Source organism: Salinicola lusitanus (assembly GCF_003206045.1).
Lineage (GTDB): Bacteria > Pseudomonadota > Gammaproteobacteria > Pseudomonadales > Halomonadaceae > Salinicola > Salinicola lusitanus.
Genome location: NZ_PZJM01000011.1, coordinates 1 through 13,671, shown reverse-complemented (window position 1 = coordinate 13,671; position 13,671 = coordinate 1). Strand labels below are relative to the sequence as shown.

Below are 13,671 nucleotides of genomic sequence, written 5' to 3'. Positions count from 1 at the left end.
TCTCTACACCCGGCTAGCCCGGCACGCGACGAATGCGCGCACCCAGGAGCTGCAGTTTCTCTTCGATACACTCGTAGCCACGATCGATATGGTAGATCCGGTCCACCATCGTCTCGCCCTGGGCCACCATCGCCGCCACCACCAGGCTCGCCGACGCCCGCAGGTCGGTCGCCATCACCGGCGCGCCGGACAGCTTCTCGACGCCGGTCACCACGGCGGTGTTGCCCTCGAGCGCGATATGCGCCCCCATCCGATTGAGCTCCTGCACGTGCATGAAGCGGTTTTCGAAGATGGTCTCGACGACCGTGCCGGTGCCCTCGGCTACCGCGTTCAGCGCCACGAACTGGGCCTGCATGTCGGTCGGGAAGGCCGGGTACGGCGCGGTGCGCAGATTCACGGCCCTGGGCCGGCGTCCGCCCATGTCGAGCTCGATCCAGTCGTCTCCCGTGGTCAGGGTGGCGCCGGCCTCCTCGAGCTTGGCCAGCACGGCCTCCATGATGTCGGCCCGTGTCTTGCGCACCCGCACGCGCCCGCCGGTGGCAGCGGCAGCGACCAGGAAGGTGCCGGTTTCGATGCGGTCCGGCATCACGTCGTAGTGACAGCCGTGGAGACGCTCGACGCCCTCGACCGTAATGGTATCGGTCCCCTGGCCGCGGATATTGGCGCCCATGGCGATCAGGCACTCGGCCAGATCGACGACTTCCGGCTCACGGGCGGCGTTTTCCAGCACCGTGGTCCCTTCGGCCAGCGTGGCGGCCATCAGCAGGTTCTCGGTACCGGTCACCGTCACGGTATCGAAGAAGATCGTGGCGCCCTTGAGACGACCATCGACGCGGGCGCGAATGTACCCCCCTTCGACGGTGATCTCCGCGCCCATCGCCTCGAGCCCACGGATGTGCAGATCGACCGGGCGGGAGCCGATGGCACAGCCGCCGGGCAGCGACACGTCGGCCTTGCCGAAGTGGGCCAGCAGCGGCCCGAGCACCAAGATCGAGGCGCGCATCTTCTTGACCAGCTCGTAGGGGGCATGACAATCGCGCACCTGCGAGCCATCGATCTGGATACTCATTTTCTCGCCCATGACCGGCTCGATGCCCATGCGGCCGAGCAGCTCGAGTGTCGTGGTGATGTCCTGAAGATGCGGCAGGTTGCCGATGGTGACGGGTTCGTCGGCGAGCAGCGTCGCCGCCAGTATCGGCAGCGCCGAGTTCTTGGCACCACTGGCCCAGACTTCGCCGTCCAGCGGCCCGTTACCGGTAATGATCAGCTTGTCCATGAAGGTTCGCTATAGAATCGAGAGAGACGACCGGCCCGAGAGGCCGGACAGGAGCTCAGGCACCGAGGTTTTCCGGCGCCGACTCCCACTGGGCGGGAGTGAACGTCTTGATGCTGATGGCGTGGAGTGCGCCGGAGGCGATCTCGTCCGACAGCGCGCCGTAGATCAGCTGCTGACGCTTGACCGGGCTCATGCCATCGAAGACGTCGCCCACGGCGATCACCTGGAAGTTGCAGCCTTCGCCCTGGATATGGAATTCACAGCCGTCGATCTGACTCTCGAGGCGGCTTTTGACATCGCTGGGTTGCATGACATCGGGCTCCCTTGTGACTGCTGCGCAGGATGCGCAGGGAAAGCGCCACATGGTAGCGGAAAGCGCCCCGTCTTGGCGATCTTGGCGATGGGCAAAAACGTCGCAAGTCGATCGCGGCCGGCGAGGCGCCTCGAGGGGTCAGTGCCGCGCCGGGGCCGGCTCGACACAGGTCGTTTCGGTGGTCGCCAGCAGCGGCGCCAGTTCGGTGATGTCCACCAGTCGCTGCAGCGGCAGGGAGAGCGCCACGCGCCTGAGGTTCAACGAGTGCCGGCTGACGCTGCGCATCCAGACCAACAGCACGCTGAGAACGGCGCTGCTGGCCACCTGCACGCCCGTCAGGTCGAAGGAGACCTCGGCTTGGGCCGGCAGCTCCGCCAGCCAGTGCCGGCCCGCCTGAGCAAGCGGGCCGGCACTGTCGAAATCCGCTTCGCCACGGATCGTCAGCGCGTTACCGTCGACGACCTCGAGCGTGGCGTCCTCGCGCTCCAGCAGGACACTCACGCGTCGCCGCCCTGCTCCAGCTCGTCGGTCCCGACTGCCGGCGCCCAGTTGTTGATCACGGTATCGATGTCCCGATTGTTGTCGCGCATCGCCTGATCGAACTGGTTGCGGAACGTCAGCCCCAGATTGATGCCGTTGACGATGACGTTGATCACCTTCCACTGGCCATCGCTCTGACGCAGTGTGAAGTTGACCGGATAGCTCTGGCCATTGGTGGAAATCACCTCCATGGGCACCGAGGCCTGATCGTCGTAACGGCCCGCGTCTTCGCTATCTTTCACGCGCAGTGTCTGATAATCGAAGGTGACCAGCCCCTTGGCGTAAGTGTCGATCAGGGTCTTGCGGAACACCGTGACGAACCGTGAGCGCTGCTCCGGCGTTGCGGCGCGGAAGTAGCGCCCCATCACGCTGGCGCCGATGTAACGGAAATCCGCCACTTCCGCCATGTTGGTGTCGACGAGCTTGGCCAACTCGCCCTCATGCTGGGCGTAGTAGTCCTTCTTGCCCTCGAGCTCGGACATCAGGGAGTCGACACTCTGCTGGATCACCTGGGTCGGCGACTGCTGGGCCTGGGCCGGGGTGGCGATGCTCGCCAGACACATAGCGACGATCGTCAGCGCCGCCATCCAGACACCGCGCATCCCGGTATCACGCCCTGGAGCACTCGAGGCGTTACGTGCGAAGGTCATTTTCATCATCGACTCCTTGTCTGCGATTACGTTCTTCCGGCTCACTTGGCCATGTTCGACACGAACTGTTGAATGAGATCCTCCAGCACCAGTGCCTGCTGGGTATCGTGAATGACGTCACCGTCATGGAGCATGTCGGGCGCGCCCCCCACGGTCAGACCGATATACTGCTCGCCCAGCAGCCCGGACGTCAGGATGGCTGCCGTGGTGTCATCGGAGAGCTTGCCATCGTACTGCGAATCCAGCTCCATGGTGACCTTGGCATCGAACCACTTGGGGTCGAGCTGGATGTCGGTGACCTGCCCCACGCGCACCCCGGACATGGTGACCTTGGCCTGGGGACGCAGCCCGCCGATGTTGGCAAAATTCGCGGTCAACGTGAAAGTGTTGCTGGGGACGCCCACCCCCAGCCCGCTCACCCGAAGCCCGAGAAACACCAGACCGAGAATGCCTGCCAGCATGAAAATGCCGACGCCCAGTTCCAACCAGCTGTTGCGCTTCATCCGAGATCTCCAAACATCAGCGCGGTGAGCACGAAATCGAGGCCCAATACCGCCAACGAGGCGTAGACCACCGTGCGGGTGGTCGCGCGCGAAATACCTTCCGAGGTGGGGATCAGGTCATAACCCTGGAATACCGCAATCCAGGTCACGACCAGCCCGAACACCAGACTCTTGACCATGCCGTTGAGCACATCATCGAAGAAATTGACGCTGTCCTGCATGTTGCTCCAGTAGGAGCCGGCGTAGACGCCAAGCCATTCGACACCGACCAGATAGCCACCCCAGATACCGACCACACCGAAGATCACCGTGAGTATCGGCAGCGAGACGAAGCCGGCCCAGAGTCGGGGCGCGACGATCCGGCGCAACGGATCGACACCGATCATCTCCATGCTGGTGAGCTGCTCGGTCGCTTTCATCAGACCGATCTCGGCGGTGAGCGCCGAGCCGGCACGGCCGGCAAACAGCAATGCCGCCACGACCGGCGCCAGCTCGCGGACGAGGGAGAGCGCCACCATCTGGCCCAGCGCCTCGTCGGCGCCGAACCCGACCAGGATGGTGAACCCCTGCAGCGCCAGCACCATGCCGATGAACAGCCCGGACACCAGCACGATCGCCACCGACATCACGCCGACGAAGTGCATCTGACGAAGCCAGAGGTGGAACCCCTCGCGAGAGGGCAGGCAGAAGATCGACTGGACCAGGAACAGACCCGCTCTTCCTATCGAGCTCAGGGTATCGAGCGTGGCGCGGCCCAGCGCCGTGAGATATCGCGTCATGAGAACTGTCCCGCCGGCGCCAGGATGTCATCGAAGAAGTCCGGCGCAGGATAGTGGAACGGTACCGGACCGTCGGGCTCGCCATGCACGAACTGCTTCACGTGAGCGTCGTCGTTGACGTCCAGCGTCTGCGGCGTGCCATGCGCCATGACCCGCCCATCGGCGATGATATAGACGTAATCCGCAATCGACAGCGTCTCCTTGATATCGTGAGAGACCACGATAGCCGTCAACCCCAGCGCCAGGTTGACCTTCTTGATCAACTGCACCAGCACACCCATCGAGATCGGGTCCTGCCCCACGAACGGTTCGTCGTAGAGCACCAGGTCCGGATCCAGCGCCACCGCCCGCGCCAGTGCCACACGTCTGGCCATCCCGCCGGACAGCTCCGACGGCATCAGGTGCCTGGCACCACGCAAACCCACTGCCTGGAGCTTCATCAGCACGATGTCGCGGATCATGGCATTCGGGAGTTCGGTATGGATGCGCAGCGGAAAGGCGACATTCTCGAAAACGTCGAGATCCGAGAACAGCGCGCCACTCTGAAACAGCATGCCCATTCGACGACGCAGCTTGAAGAGCGAGCGCCGGGACAGCTTGTGTACGTCCTGGCCGTCGATGAGGATCTGGCCACGATCCGGCGCCAGCTGGCCGCCGATCAGTTTCAGCAGGGTCGTCTTGCCGGTCCCGCTGGGCCCCATGATGGCGGTAATCTTGCCGAGCGGAATCTGCAGATCGACACCGCGGAAGATGTCGGTGTTGCCGCGAGAGAAGTGCAGATCCTTGACCTCGACCATAATCGGATCGTCCATGCAGCATCCACCAAGCTAATGAGATCAATTATCGAACATTGTATCCTAACCTTGGCGTCAGCGACCAGCAATCACTCTCGGGCGGTGAAAATCACCCGCGTGGGAGGGACGAATCACCGACCGATCAAAGGTATACTGCCGTTACTGCAGGCGTTTCGGACATCCGACGCCCACTAGCGGTCAGACGGAGTCCGAGGCCATGAACGATTTCTCCGTCTCTTTCATCACCATCGGGGAGCCATTGCCGAGACCATGAGCGACATCGCCGCGCTAGATTTCCGCGCCAGCGCCAGGCGCACCTTGACCCTGGAGCAACAAGCCATCGGGGAGCTCGTGGCGAAGCTCGACGACTGCTTCGATGACGCCTGCAAGCTGCTGCTCGCCTGTCGCGGCCGGTTGATCGTCACCGGCATGGGCAAGTCGGGGCACATCGCACGCAAGCTGGCAGCGACCTTCGCCAGCACCGGCTCGCCCTCTTTCTACGTCCATCCGGGCGAAGCCAGCCACGGCGATCTCGGCATGATCACCGGCGACGATGTCGTCATCGCCCTCTCCAACTCGGGCGAGACTCAGGAGATCACCGACCTGCTTCCGCTGTTCAAGCGTCTCGGCGCGCCGCTGGTCAGCCTCACCGGACGACCCGGCTCCACGCTGGCCCGCTACAGCGACGTCCATATCGATGTCGGCGTCTCTCGCGAAGCCTGTCCCCACGACCTGGCACCGACCTCCTCCACCACCGCCGCGCTGGCGATGGGAGATGCGCTGGCGCTGGCGCTGCTGGAAGCACGGGGCTTCAGCGCCGAGGACTTCGCGCTGTCGCACCCTGGCGGCACCCTTGGCAAGCGGCTGCTGCTGCGCGTCGCGGATCTCATGCACGAGGGTCACCGGCTCCCCAGCGTACCGACCGGCAGCCCATTGCGAGAGGCGCTGCTGGAGATGACTCTCAAGGGAATGGGGTTTACCTGCGTCGTCGATGAACGCGGCATGCTGGTCGGTGTCTATACCGATGGCGATTTGCGCCGAACCCTGGACCAGCGCGGCGATTTCGCGCTGCTGCGTGTGGATGACGTCATGACCCGCGGCGGCAAGACGGCCTCGCCCGACATGCTGGCGGCGGAGGCCGTGAGGATCATGGAGGATAACCGGATTACCGCCCTGGCGGTGGTCGAGAACGGCGCCCCCGTCGGCGCCCTGCACATGCATGACCTGCTGCGAAGCGGCGTCATTTGAGACCCCGGCCGAGGCCGGCTCCACCGAGACTCGAGCCCAACCCCAGCCGATGGCGGACATGGGCCCCGATCACCACACTCACCACGAGGAGATAACGTGGCCAAGACAGTCAGATTCCAGTCTCCCTGGTGGCGCCGCCTCGGCCTGCTGGTCCTGTTGCTGGTCCTGGGGGGCGGTCTGACCTACCTGGACCAGCGCGGCGAAAACGGTCAGGAGCCCGTCATCGGCAACACGGTCGGCGAGCCCGACTACTATCTCGAGGATGCCAGCATGACGCGCTTCGACGAACGGGGGCGCGCCTATCAGCGGCTGGAAACGCCACGCCTGGTGCACACGCCCTCCGACGACATCATCCGCACCGAGGCACCCCACGGTTACCTGACCGACGACCAGCAACGCCAGTGGCAGGTGACCAGTCAGACGGGGCAACTGAGCCGCAGCGGAGAGCAGTTGACGCTCGAGGGCGACGCCCGCCTGGTTCAGCCGGAGCAGGCGTGGAGCCTGGAAACGCAGACGCTGCACTACGACAACCGCGAGGCCCACGCCTGGAGTGACACGCCCTCCGTGTTGCGCCAGCATAATCAGACCATGCGCGGGGATCGCTTCGATGCCTGGATCAACGAAGATCGTATGCGTTTGACCGACAACGTGCAGGGGCGCCTGCCACAGCAATCTGAGGATCAAGGATCATGAGGCGAGAAATCGGCCAACTCCTGGTGCTGACCGCGCTGGGTTTCACCAGTTTTCCAACTATCGCACTGGAAAGCGATGCCAGTGCACCGATCGAGATCGCCGCCGATCAACTCGAGCTGGACGACCGCCAGGGCACTGCCGTCTATACGGGTGGCGTCGACCTGCAGCAAGGCAGCATGCATCTCAAGGCCGCACGCGTCGACATCCAGCGCGGCAACAACGGCCAGGTCAGCCTGGTCACCGCCAAGGGCGGCGGCGGCGAGCGCGCCTACCTCGAACAGAAGCCGTCCCCCGACCAGGAGATCGTCAAGGGCTGGGGCGATACCGTGGTCTATCACGCGGCCCAACGACGCGTGGAACTGATCGGTAACGCGGAGCTTCATCAGGCCGGCGACACCTTCGACGGTGCCTATGTCGAGTATTATCTCGACTCGCGACGCGTCCAGGCCCGTTCCGCCCAGAACAGCGACGGGAGCGGTGACGGCCGCGTCCGCATGACCCTCACGCCGCGTGACTCGTCCCAGTAACGCTCAAACCCTGACCCGGCACGGCCTCGAGCCGCCGCGTGGGGCGTGATCGCCGACACCATATCCGGCGCGCAGCCACAAGGATCGTATTCATGAAAACGCTAACGGCCGCCAACCTTGCCAAGAGCTACAAGGGACGCCGAGTCGTCCACGACTTCAGCCTGACGCTGCGGCAAGGCAGCATTGTCGGCCTGCTGGGGCCGAATGGCGCCGGCAAGACCACCTCCTTCTACATGATCGTCGGCCTGGTCAAGTCCGATGCCGGCAGCGTCCATATCGACGACATGGATCTCAGCCGCGCACCGATGCACGACCGGGCGCGAGCCGGTATCGGCTATCTGCCGCAGGAAGCCTCGATCTTCCGCAAGCTGAGCGTTGCCGACAACATCATGGCCATCCTCGAGACGCGCAAGGACCTGGATCGTGCCGGGCGACGCGAGCGGCTGGAACAGCTGCTCGGCGACTTCCACGTCGATCACATTCGCGACAACCTGGGCATGAGCCTGTCCGGCGGCGAGCGGCGACGGGTCGAGATCGCCCGCGCCCTGGCCACCGAGCCGGCATTCGTGCTGCTCGACGAACCGTTCGCCGGTGTCGACCCCATCTCGGTCGGTGACATCAAGAGCATCATCCGCCAGCTGCGCGACCGTGAGATCGGCGTCCTGATCACCGATCACAACGTGCGCGAGACGCTCGACATCTGCGATAATGCCTACATCGTCGGCGACGGCCAGATCATCGCCGAGGGCCGGCCCCAGGCCATTCTCGAAAACCAGCGCGTCCGCGAGGTCTATCTCGGCCACGAGTTTCGCCTGTAGTCGCCTCTCCCCCGTCATGCCATCGGCAGCCATACCAGGCATCCGCACCGATGGCATGTTTCTTGCATGAAACGTTGCATCTCGTCACCGCAGCCAGTAACGTAAGCCTTCCACCGTTGATTGTGACGATCGTTTCTCCATGTCCATGAAGCCCTCGCTGCAACTCAGGGTCGGCACGCAGTTGACCATGACGCCTCAGCTCCAGCAGGCCATTCAACTGCTCCAGCTGTCGACGCTCGACCTCCGCCAGGAAATCCAGCAGGCGCTCGAATCCAACCCCATGCTGGAGATGGAAGAGCCCTACTCGGAGCAGGAAACTCAGGACGCCACGGAAGACGAGTGGGCCAGTGACATTCCCGACGAACTGGCCCTCGACAGCGACTGGAGCGATACCTACCAGGACGCCCATGCCAGCTCGTCGGGCAGCGCCAGCGAAGAAGCGCCGGACTTCGACCGCAACGCCGCCGTGACCACCCTCCAGGATCATCTCCTCTGGCAACTGGCCATGGGAGATTTCGACGAGCGCGAGCGCGCGCTCGGGGAGTGCCTGATCGACGCCGTCAACGACGACGGCTACCTGGTGGGCTCGCTGGACGAGCTGGCGACGAGTCTGCGCGAGCAGCGCAGGGAGAGCGTCAGCATGGCCGATCTCGAGCACATGCTCATGCGCCTGCAGCAGTTCGATCCGACCGGCGTCGGCGCTCGCAATCTGCGCGAGTGCCTGCTGCTTCAACTCGGCACGCTGGACGACGACACGCCGCTGCTACCCCAGGCCAAGCGCCTGGTGCGCCAGTTCCTCGAGGCGCTGGCCGGCAACGACCGGCGACTGCTCAAGCGTCGCCTGCGCCTCGAGGAGAACGAACTCGACAGCGTCATCGCCCTGATCCGGACGCTGGAGCCGCGCCCGGGGCAGCGCTTTGATACCAGTCACGACGATTATGTGGTTCCCGATCTGGTTGCCACCCCCTCTCGCGATGGCTGGCGTATCGAACTCAATGCCGAAACCCTGCCGCGCCTGCGCATTCAGCCCGACTACGCCGCCCTGATCAAACGGGCAGACAAGAGCGATGACAACACCTTCCTGCGCCAGCACCTGCAGGAAGCCCGCTGGCTGATCAAGAGTCTCTCCAGTCGCAACGATACCCTGCTCAAGGTGGGTCGAGAGATCATGTCGCGCCAGATCGGGTTCCTCGAGCGCGGTGAAGAAGCGATGAAACCCCTGATCCTGGCCGATATCGCCCGCAGCGTCGACATGCATGAATCGACGATCTCCCGCGTCACGACCCAGAAGTACATTCACACGCCACGCGGCGTATTCGAGCTGAAATATTTTTTCTCGAGCCAGGTCGGCGGCCAGGGCGGCGAAGGCGATAGCTATTCGAGTACCGCCATCCGCGCTCGCATCAAGAAATTCATTGGCGACGAATCCCCTCGCAAGCCGCTGTCGGACAGCAAACTGGTCGAATTGCTGGCCCAGTCCGATATCAGCGTGGCCAGACGCACCGTGGCCAAATATCGCGAAGCCATGGGCATTCCGTCCTCCAGCGAGCGCAAGCGTCTGGCCTGATACAGGGCTCCGAAACCAGTCAAGACTCGCCATTCCGAATCAGATCGATCACGATGCCTTTGCAGTCCCCTGAAAAGGGTTACAATCAGAAGTGCCATCTGCCGCAACAGGAGTGTGTCATGCAAGTGAACGTTACCGGCCACCATGTCGAGCTGACCGACGCCCTCCGGGACTACGTCGGAGAGAAACTCGTTCGTTTGGAGCGTCACTACGACAACATCACCAATGTCCAGGTCACCCTGAGTGTCGAGAAGGAACGCCAGCAGGCAGCCTGTACCCTGCACGCAGCAGGCGGTGATCTACACGCCGAAGCCAGCGACACCGACATGTATGCCGCCATCGATTCACTGGCCGACAAACTCGACCGCCAACTGGTCAAACACAAAGAGAAGGCACAAGCCCGCGCCCAAGGCGCTGGCGCCCGCTGACGCCTGATGATGACACTGGAAAGCATTCTGCCCCCCGAGCGAACTCTGTTCGAGGTCACGGGGGGCAGCAAAAAACGTCTGCTGGAATTCTTCAGCACCTTCATCGCCCAGAATACACCCAGTCTGGATAGCCATGAGGTCTTCAGCCGCCTGATCGGCCGCGAGCGACTGGGCAGCACGGGGATCGGCAACGGCGTTGCCATCCCCCATGCCCGCAGTCCGCATTGCAAAGGGCCGATCGCGGGATTCATGCGCCTGGAAGACGCCATCGACTTCGATGCCATCGACGGCGAGCCGGTGGATCTGGTTTTCGTGCTGCTGGTGCCGGAAGAGGCGGATGATGCGCATCTGTCGCTGCTGGCGGAAGTTGCCGGCATCATGAATCAGAGCAGCGTTCGGCAGCAGTTGCGTCAGGCCGACTCGCAGCGGGCGTTGTACGACGCGCTTGTCGATGCCATCCGCCATCACCGTGACAGCGACGACGGATAAGCGATGCAACTCGTCATCATCAGCGGCCGCTCGGGCTCGGGGAAATCGATCGCACTGCAGGCGCTCGAGGATCTTGGCTACTATGCCATCGACAACCTCCCGGCCAACCTGCTGGCACCGCTGATCGACGAGCTGCGCAGCGCGCCGCCCTCCCGCCCCAACGTGGCGGTCAGCATCGACGCACGCAACCTGCCGGAGTCGCTGGAGCGTTTCCCCATCCTGCTGGAGGCGGTACGCGAGCGCGGCATCGATACTCAAGTCGTCTATCTCACCGCCGACGCCAAGATCCTGCTCGAGCGCTACTCGGCCACTCGCCGACGTCACCCGCTGACCCGCGGCAATGACATGACCCTGGCCGAGGCCATCGATCACGAGCAAAGCTATCTCGCGCCGATTCGCCGCGTGGCCGACCTGGTCATCGACACCCAGGGGCTCTCGGTGCACGACCTCCGGGCCCGGATCGGCGAACAGGTGGCCAGGCATACCGGCGGCCGCCTGACCCTGACCTTCGAGTCGTTCGGCTTCAAACGGGGTGTGCCGCTGGACGCCGACATGGTGTTCGACGCCCGCTGCCTGCCCAACCCGTTCTGGGACCCCGGGCTGCGCGCCTACGACGGCCGCGATGCCTCGATCATCGAGTTCCTGGAGTCTTACCCCGATGTCCATGCCCTGGCGGAGGATATCCATGGCTGGCTCGATCGCTGGTTGCCATCCTACCTGGCCAGTCATCGCAGCTACCTGACGGTCGCCATCGGCTGTACCGGCGGCCAACACCGCTCGGTCTATCTGATCGAGCGACTGGCACGCCATTTTCACCACGACGACGCCGATATTCGACTGCGCCATCGTGAGCTGGGCATTCATACCGCTCTCTCGAGCGACTCAGCAGCGCAGCCATCGGCACCAACAGGAAACGCAGGATCCCCAGAGCGCGATGCCGACACGTGAACTTCGCCTGACCAACCGCCGCGGGCTGCATGCCCGTGCCGCCACCAAGCTGGTGCAGTGCTGCCAACCCTTCGACGTACGCGTCGCGATCTATCACGGTAACCGCCAGGCAGACGCCGCCAACATCATGTCGCTGCTGATGCTCGCCGCCCCTTGTGGCACCGAGCTGGTGGTCGTTACCGAAGGCGCAGACGAGGAGATCGCCATGGATGCCATCGTCGGGCTGTTCGACGCTCGTTTTCACGAGGACGAGTAACCCGCCTCATTTGTGAACAGCGTTTTCCATCCTCGTCATGCGTCTCGACGATGGTAGAATGCTCACCCTATCGCCAGTCGTTCAAGGATGACCGTTCAGGATGAGCAACAATCCCGAAAAACTGCAGCCACGGCTGGCCAAGCTCAACCAAGCCCTCGAGAGCGGCGCGCTGGATCAGGCGCGGCGCATGCTCAACCGTGGCTTGGCGCCGGTGGATGTCGCCCACCTGCTCGAATCCACGCCACCCAAGGAGCGCGAGATCCTGTGGGGCTTGCTGGACCCCGAGCTACACGGCGACGTGCTGCAGTATCTGGGCGACGACGTCCAGCTCGAATTCCTCAACCGCATGGATGCGGAAGAGCTGCTGACAGCGACCGAGGGGCTCGACGTCGACGACCTCGCCGACCTGCTCCAGCAGCTGCCCAACACCGTCATTCAGGAAGTCCTCCAGTCCATGGAGGCGCAGGAGCGTCAACGCGTCGAAGCGGTGCTCTCCTATCCGGAAGACACCGCCGGCGGCCTGATGAACCCGGATGCGATCACCATCCGCCCGGATATCACGCTGGACGTCGTTCTCCGCTACCTGCGTCGCCACGAGCGCTTGCCGGATGCCACCGACACCCTGCTGGTGGTCACGCGTCGCGACGAGCTGATCGGGATCCTGTCGATCAACCGCCTGCTGGTATCGGATGTCTCGGTCCTGGTTCGCGAAGTGATGCAGACCGACTTCCACGCCATTCAGGCGACCGCCTCGGACAGCGACGTGGCGACGCTGTTCCAGAAGCACGACTTGATCTCGGCACCGGTCGTCGGCATCGATGGCAAGCTGCTCGGCCGCATCACCATCGACGACGTGGTCGATGTGATCCGGGAGGATGCCCAGCACCAGGTCATGAGCATGGCCGGTCTCGACGAGGACGAAGACACCTTCGCCCCCGCGCTGAGGACGAGCCGCCGCCGTGCGGTATGGCTCGGCATCAACCTGGTCGCGGCGACGATCGTCTCCATCGCCATCGGTTTCTTCGAGGACACCATCCAGCAGATCGCCGCGCTGGCCGTGTTGATGCCGATCGTTTCCAGCATGGGCGGTATCGCCGGCTCTCAGACCCTGACCGTCCTGATTCGGGGTATTGCGCTGGGCCACGTCTCGGGCGCCAATGTCCGTTGGCTGCTGATTCGCGAACTGCTCGTTGGCATGACCAACGGACTGATCTGGGCCGTCGTCGTGGGCGCGATGTCGGTGTTCCGCTTCGATGACATTCGGCTCGGCGAGATCATCGCCATGGCGATGGTCATCAACCTGACCGTCGCCACGCTCGCAGGCACCCTGATCCCGGTGATGCTGAAAAAGTTCAAGATCGATCCGGCCCTGTCCGGCGGCGTGCTGTTGACGACCATCACCGACGTGGTCGGCTTCGTCGCCTTCCTCGGATTGGCGACGGCGTTCTATCTGTAACGACACCGTGGCAACGTATCCCCAAGGCGCGAGCGCCCGCCCGCCAAGGAGCAGCAGATGAACTTCCATACCCGCAAGTGGATCAAGCCCGAGGATCTCAACCCCAACGGGTCACTCTTCGGTGGCAGCCTGTTGCGCTGGATCGACGAGGAGGCGGCCATCTACGCCATCATTCAGTTGGGCAACGCCCAGGTGGTGACGAAATACATCTCCGAGATCAACTTCGTCTCCAGTGCCCGGCAGGGCGACATCATCGAGCTGGGCATCACCGCCACCCGCTTCGGCACCAGCTCCATCACCCTGGAGTGCCACGTCCGCAACAAGATAACCCGCAAGAGCATCCTGACGATCGACAGGATGATCTTCGTGAATCTCGGCGAGGATGG

General features: G+C 63.6%; 18 protein-coding genes. 11 read left to right on the top strand and 7 right to left on the bottom strand.

Translation table 11 applies throughout. The features are described from left to right. Window positions 1-13: 13 nt before the first annotated feature. The 7 genes from murA to DOM45_RS16580 form a co-directional block, all read right to left on the bottom strand. The gene (gene murA, locus DOM45_RS16610) at window positions 14-1,276 is read right to left on the bottom strand and encodes a UDP-N-acetylglucosamine 1-carboxyvinyltransferase (protein ID WP_110602340.1); all 1,263 of its coding nucleotides are present in this window, start codon (window positions 1,274-1,276) and stop codon (window positions 14-16) included. Between the two features lie 55 nt (window positions 1,277-1,331). Next, window positions 1,332-1,586 (bottom strand): BolA family protein, encoded by a 255-nt coding sequence (locus DOM45_RS16605; RefSeq protein WP_110602339.1) that lies wholly within the window; start codon window positions 1,584-1,586, stop codon window positions 1,332-1,334. 141 nt (window positions 1,587-1,727) lie between these two features. Next, a complete protein-coding gene (locus DOM45_RS16600) occupies window positions 1,728-2,090 on the bottom strand; it encodes an STAS domain-containing protein (protein ID WP_110602338.1) in 363 nt (120 codons plus the stop codon). Beyond that, window positions 2,087-2,779: an MlaC/ttg2D family ABC transporter substrate-binding protein gene (locus DOM45_RS16595; protein ID WP_425353340.1), complete on the bottom strand. Its 693-nt coding sequence runs from the start codon at window positions 2,777-2,779 to the stop codon at window positions 2,087-2,089. Before DOM45_RS16595 ends, DOM45_RS16600 begins: the two co-directional genes overlap by 4 nt. Before the next feature lie 41 nt (window positions 2,780-2,820). Further along, window positions 2,821-3,282, bottom strand: a complete 462-nt coding sequence (gene mlaD / locus DOM45_RS16590) for an outer membrane lipid asymmetry maintenance protein MlaD (RefSeq protein WP_110602336.1) — start codon at window positions 3,280-3,282, stop codon at window positions 2,821-2,823. Beyond that, entirely contained in the window at window positions 3,279-4,061 is a 783-nt protein-coding gene (mlaE, locus tag DOM45_RS16585; RefSeq protein WP_110602334.1) for a lipid asymmetry maintenance ABC transporter permease subunit MlaE, read from the bottom strand. The genes mlaD and mlaE overlap by 4 nt, the downstream gene beginning before the upstream one ends. After that, window positions 4,058-4,873 carry an ATP-binding cassette domain-containing protein gene (locus DOM45_RS16580; protein ID WP_110602332.1) on the bottom strand — a complete coding sequence of 272 codons (816 nt, stop codon included), beginning with the start codon at window positions 4,871-4,873 and terminating at the stop codon, window positions 4,058-4,060. Before DOM45_RS16580 ends, mlaE begins: the two co-directional genes overlap by 4 nt. A 252-nt stretch (window positions 4,874-5,125) precedes the next feature. On the opposite strand from DOM45_RS16580, the gene DOM45_RS16575 reads away from it, so the two are divergent. The 11 genes from DOM45_RS16575 to DOM45_RS16525 all read left to right on the top strand — a co-directional run. After that, on the top strand, window positions 5,126-6,103 hold the full coding sequence (locus DOM45_RS16575) for a KpsF/GutQ family sugar-phosphate isomerase (protein ID WP_110602330.1): 978 nt from the start codon (window positions 5,126-5,128) through the stop codon (window positions 6,101-6,103). 96 nt (window positions 6,104-6,199) lie between these two features. Then, window positions 6,200-6,796, top strand: coding sequence for an LPS export ABC transporter periplasmic protein LptC (gene lptC / locus DOM45_RS16570; RefSeq protein ID WP_110602328.1), 597 nt, complete (start codon window positions 6,200-6,202; stop codon window positions 6,794-6,796). Beyond that, a complete protein-coding gene (lptA, locus tag DOM45_RS16565; RefSeq protein ID WP_110602327.1) occupies window positions 6,793-7,323 on the top strand; it encodes a lipopolysaccharide transport periplasmic protein LptA in 531 nt (176 codons plus the stop codon). The genes lptC and lptA overlap by 4 nt, the downstream gene beginning before the upstream one ends. A 92-nt stretch (window positions 7,324-7,415) precedes the next feature. After that, entirely contained in the window at window positions 7,416-8,141 is a 726-nt protein-coding gene (gene lptB / locus DOM45_RS16560; RefSeq protein WP_110602325.1) for an LPS export ABC transporter ATP-binding protein, read from the top strand. Window positions 8,142-8,280: 139 nt separating this feature from the next. After that, complete coding sequence (locus tag DOM45_RS16555; RefSeq protein ID WP_110602324.1) at window positions 8,281-9,708, top strand: RNA polymerase factor sigma-54; 1,428 nt, start codon at window positions 8,281-8,283, stop codon at window positions 9,706-9,708. 119 nt (window positions 9,709-9,827) lie between these two features. Further along, entirely contained in the window at window positions 9,828-10,136 is a 309-nt protein-coding gene (gene hpf, locus DOM45_RS16550; RefSeq protein ID WP_071232900.1) for a ribosome hibernation-promoting factor, HPF/YfiA family, read from the top strand. Between the two features lie 9 nt (window positions 10,137-10,145). Continuing rightward, window positions 10,146-10,625 (top strand): PTS IIA-like nitrogen regulatory protein PtsN, encoded by a 480-nt coding sequence (ptsN, locus tag DOM45_RS16545; RefSeq protein WP_110602385.1) that lies wholly within the window; start codon window positions 10,146-10,148, stop codon window positions 10,623-10,625. Between the two features lie 3 nt (window positions 10,626-10,628). Next, on the top strand, window positions 10,629-11,573 hold the full coding sequence (gene rapZ / locus DOM45_RS16540; RefSeq protein ID WP_110602322.1) for an RNase adapter RapZ: 945 nt from the start codon (window positions 10,629-10,631) through the stop codon (window positions 11,571-11,573). After that, window positions 11,560-11,829 carry an HPr family phosphocarrier protein gene (locus tag DOM45_RS16535; RefSeq protein WP_110602320.1) on the top strand — a complete coding sequence of 90 codons (270 nt, stop codon included), beginning with the start codon at window positions 11,560-11,562 and terminating at the stop codon, window positions 11,827-11,829. Before rapZ ends, DOM45_RS16535 begins: the two co-directional genes overlap by 14 nt. A gap of 100 nt (window positions 11,830-11,929) precedes the next feature. Continuing rightward, window positions 11,930-13,285: a magnesium transporter gene (gene mgtE / locus DOM45_RS16530; protein WP_110602318.1), complete on the top strand. Its 1,356-nt coding sequence runs from the start codon at window positions 11,930-11,932 to the stop codon at window positions 13,283-13,285. A gap of 57 nt (window positions 13,286-13,342) precedes the next feature. Then, window positions 13,343-13,671 (top strand): acyl-CoA thioesterase (locus DOM45_RS16525; protein WP_110602317.1); only part of this gene is annotated, 329 nt, incomplete at its 3' end.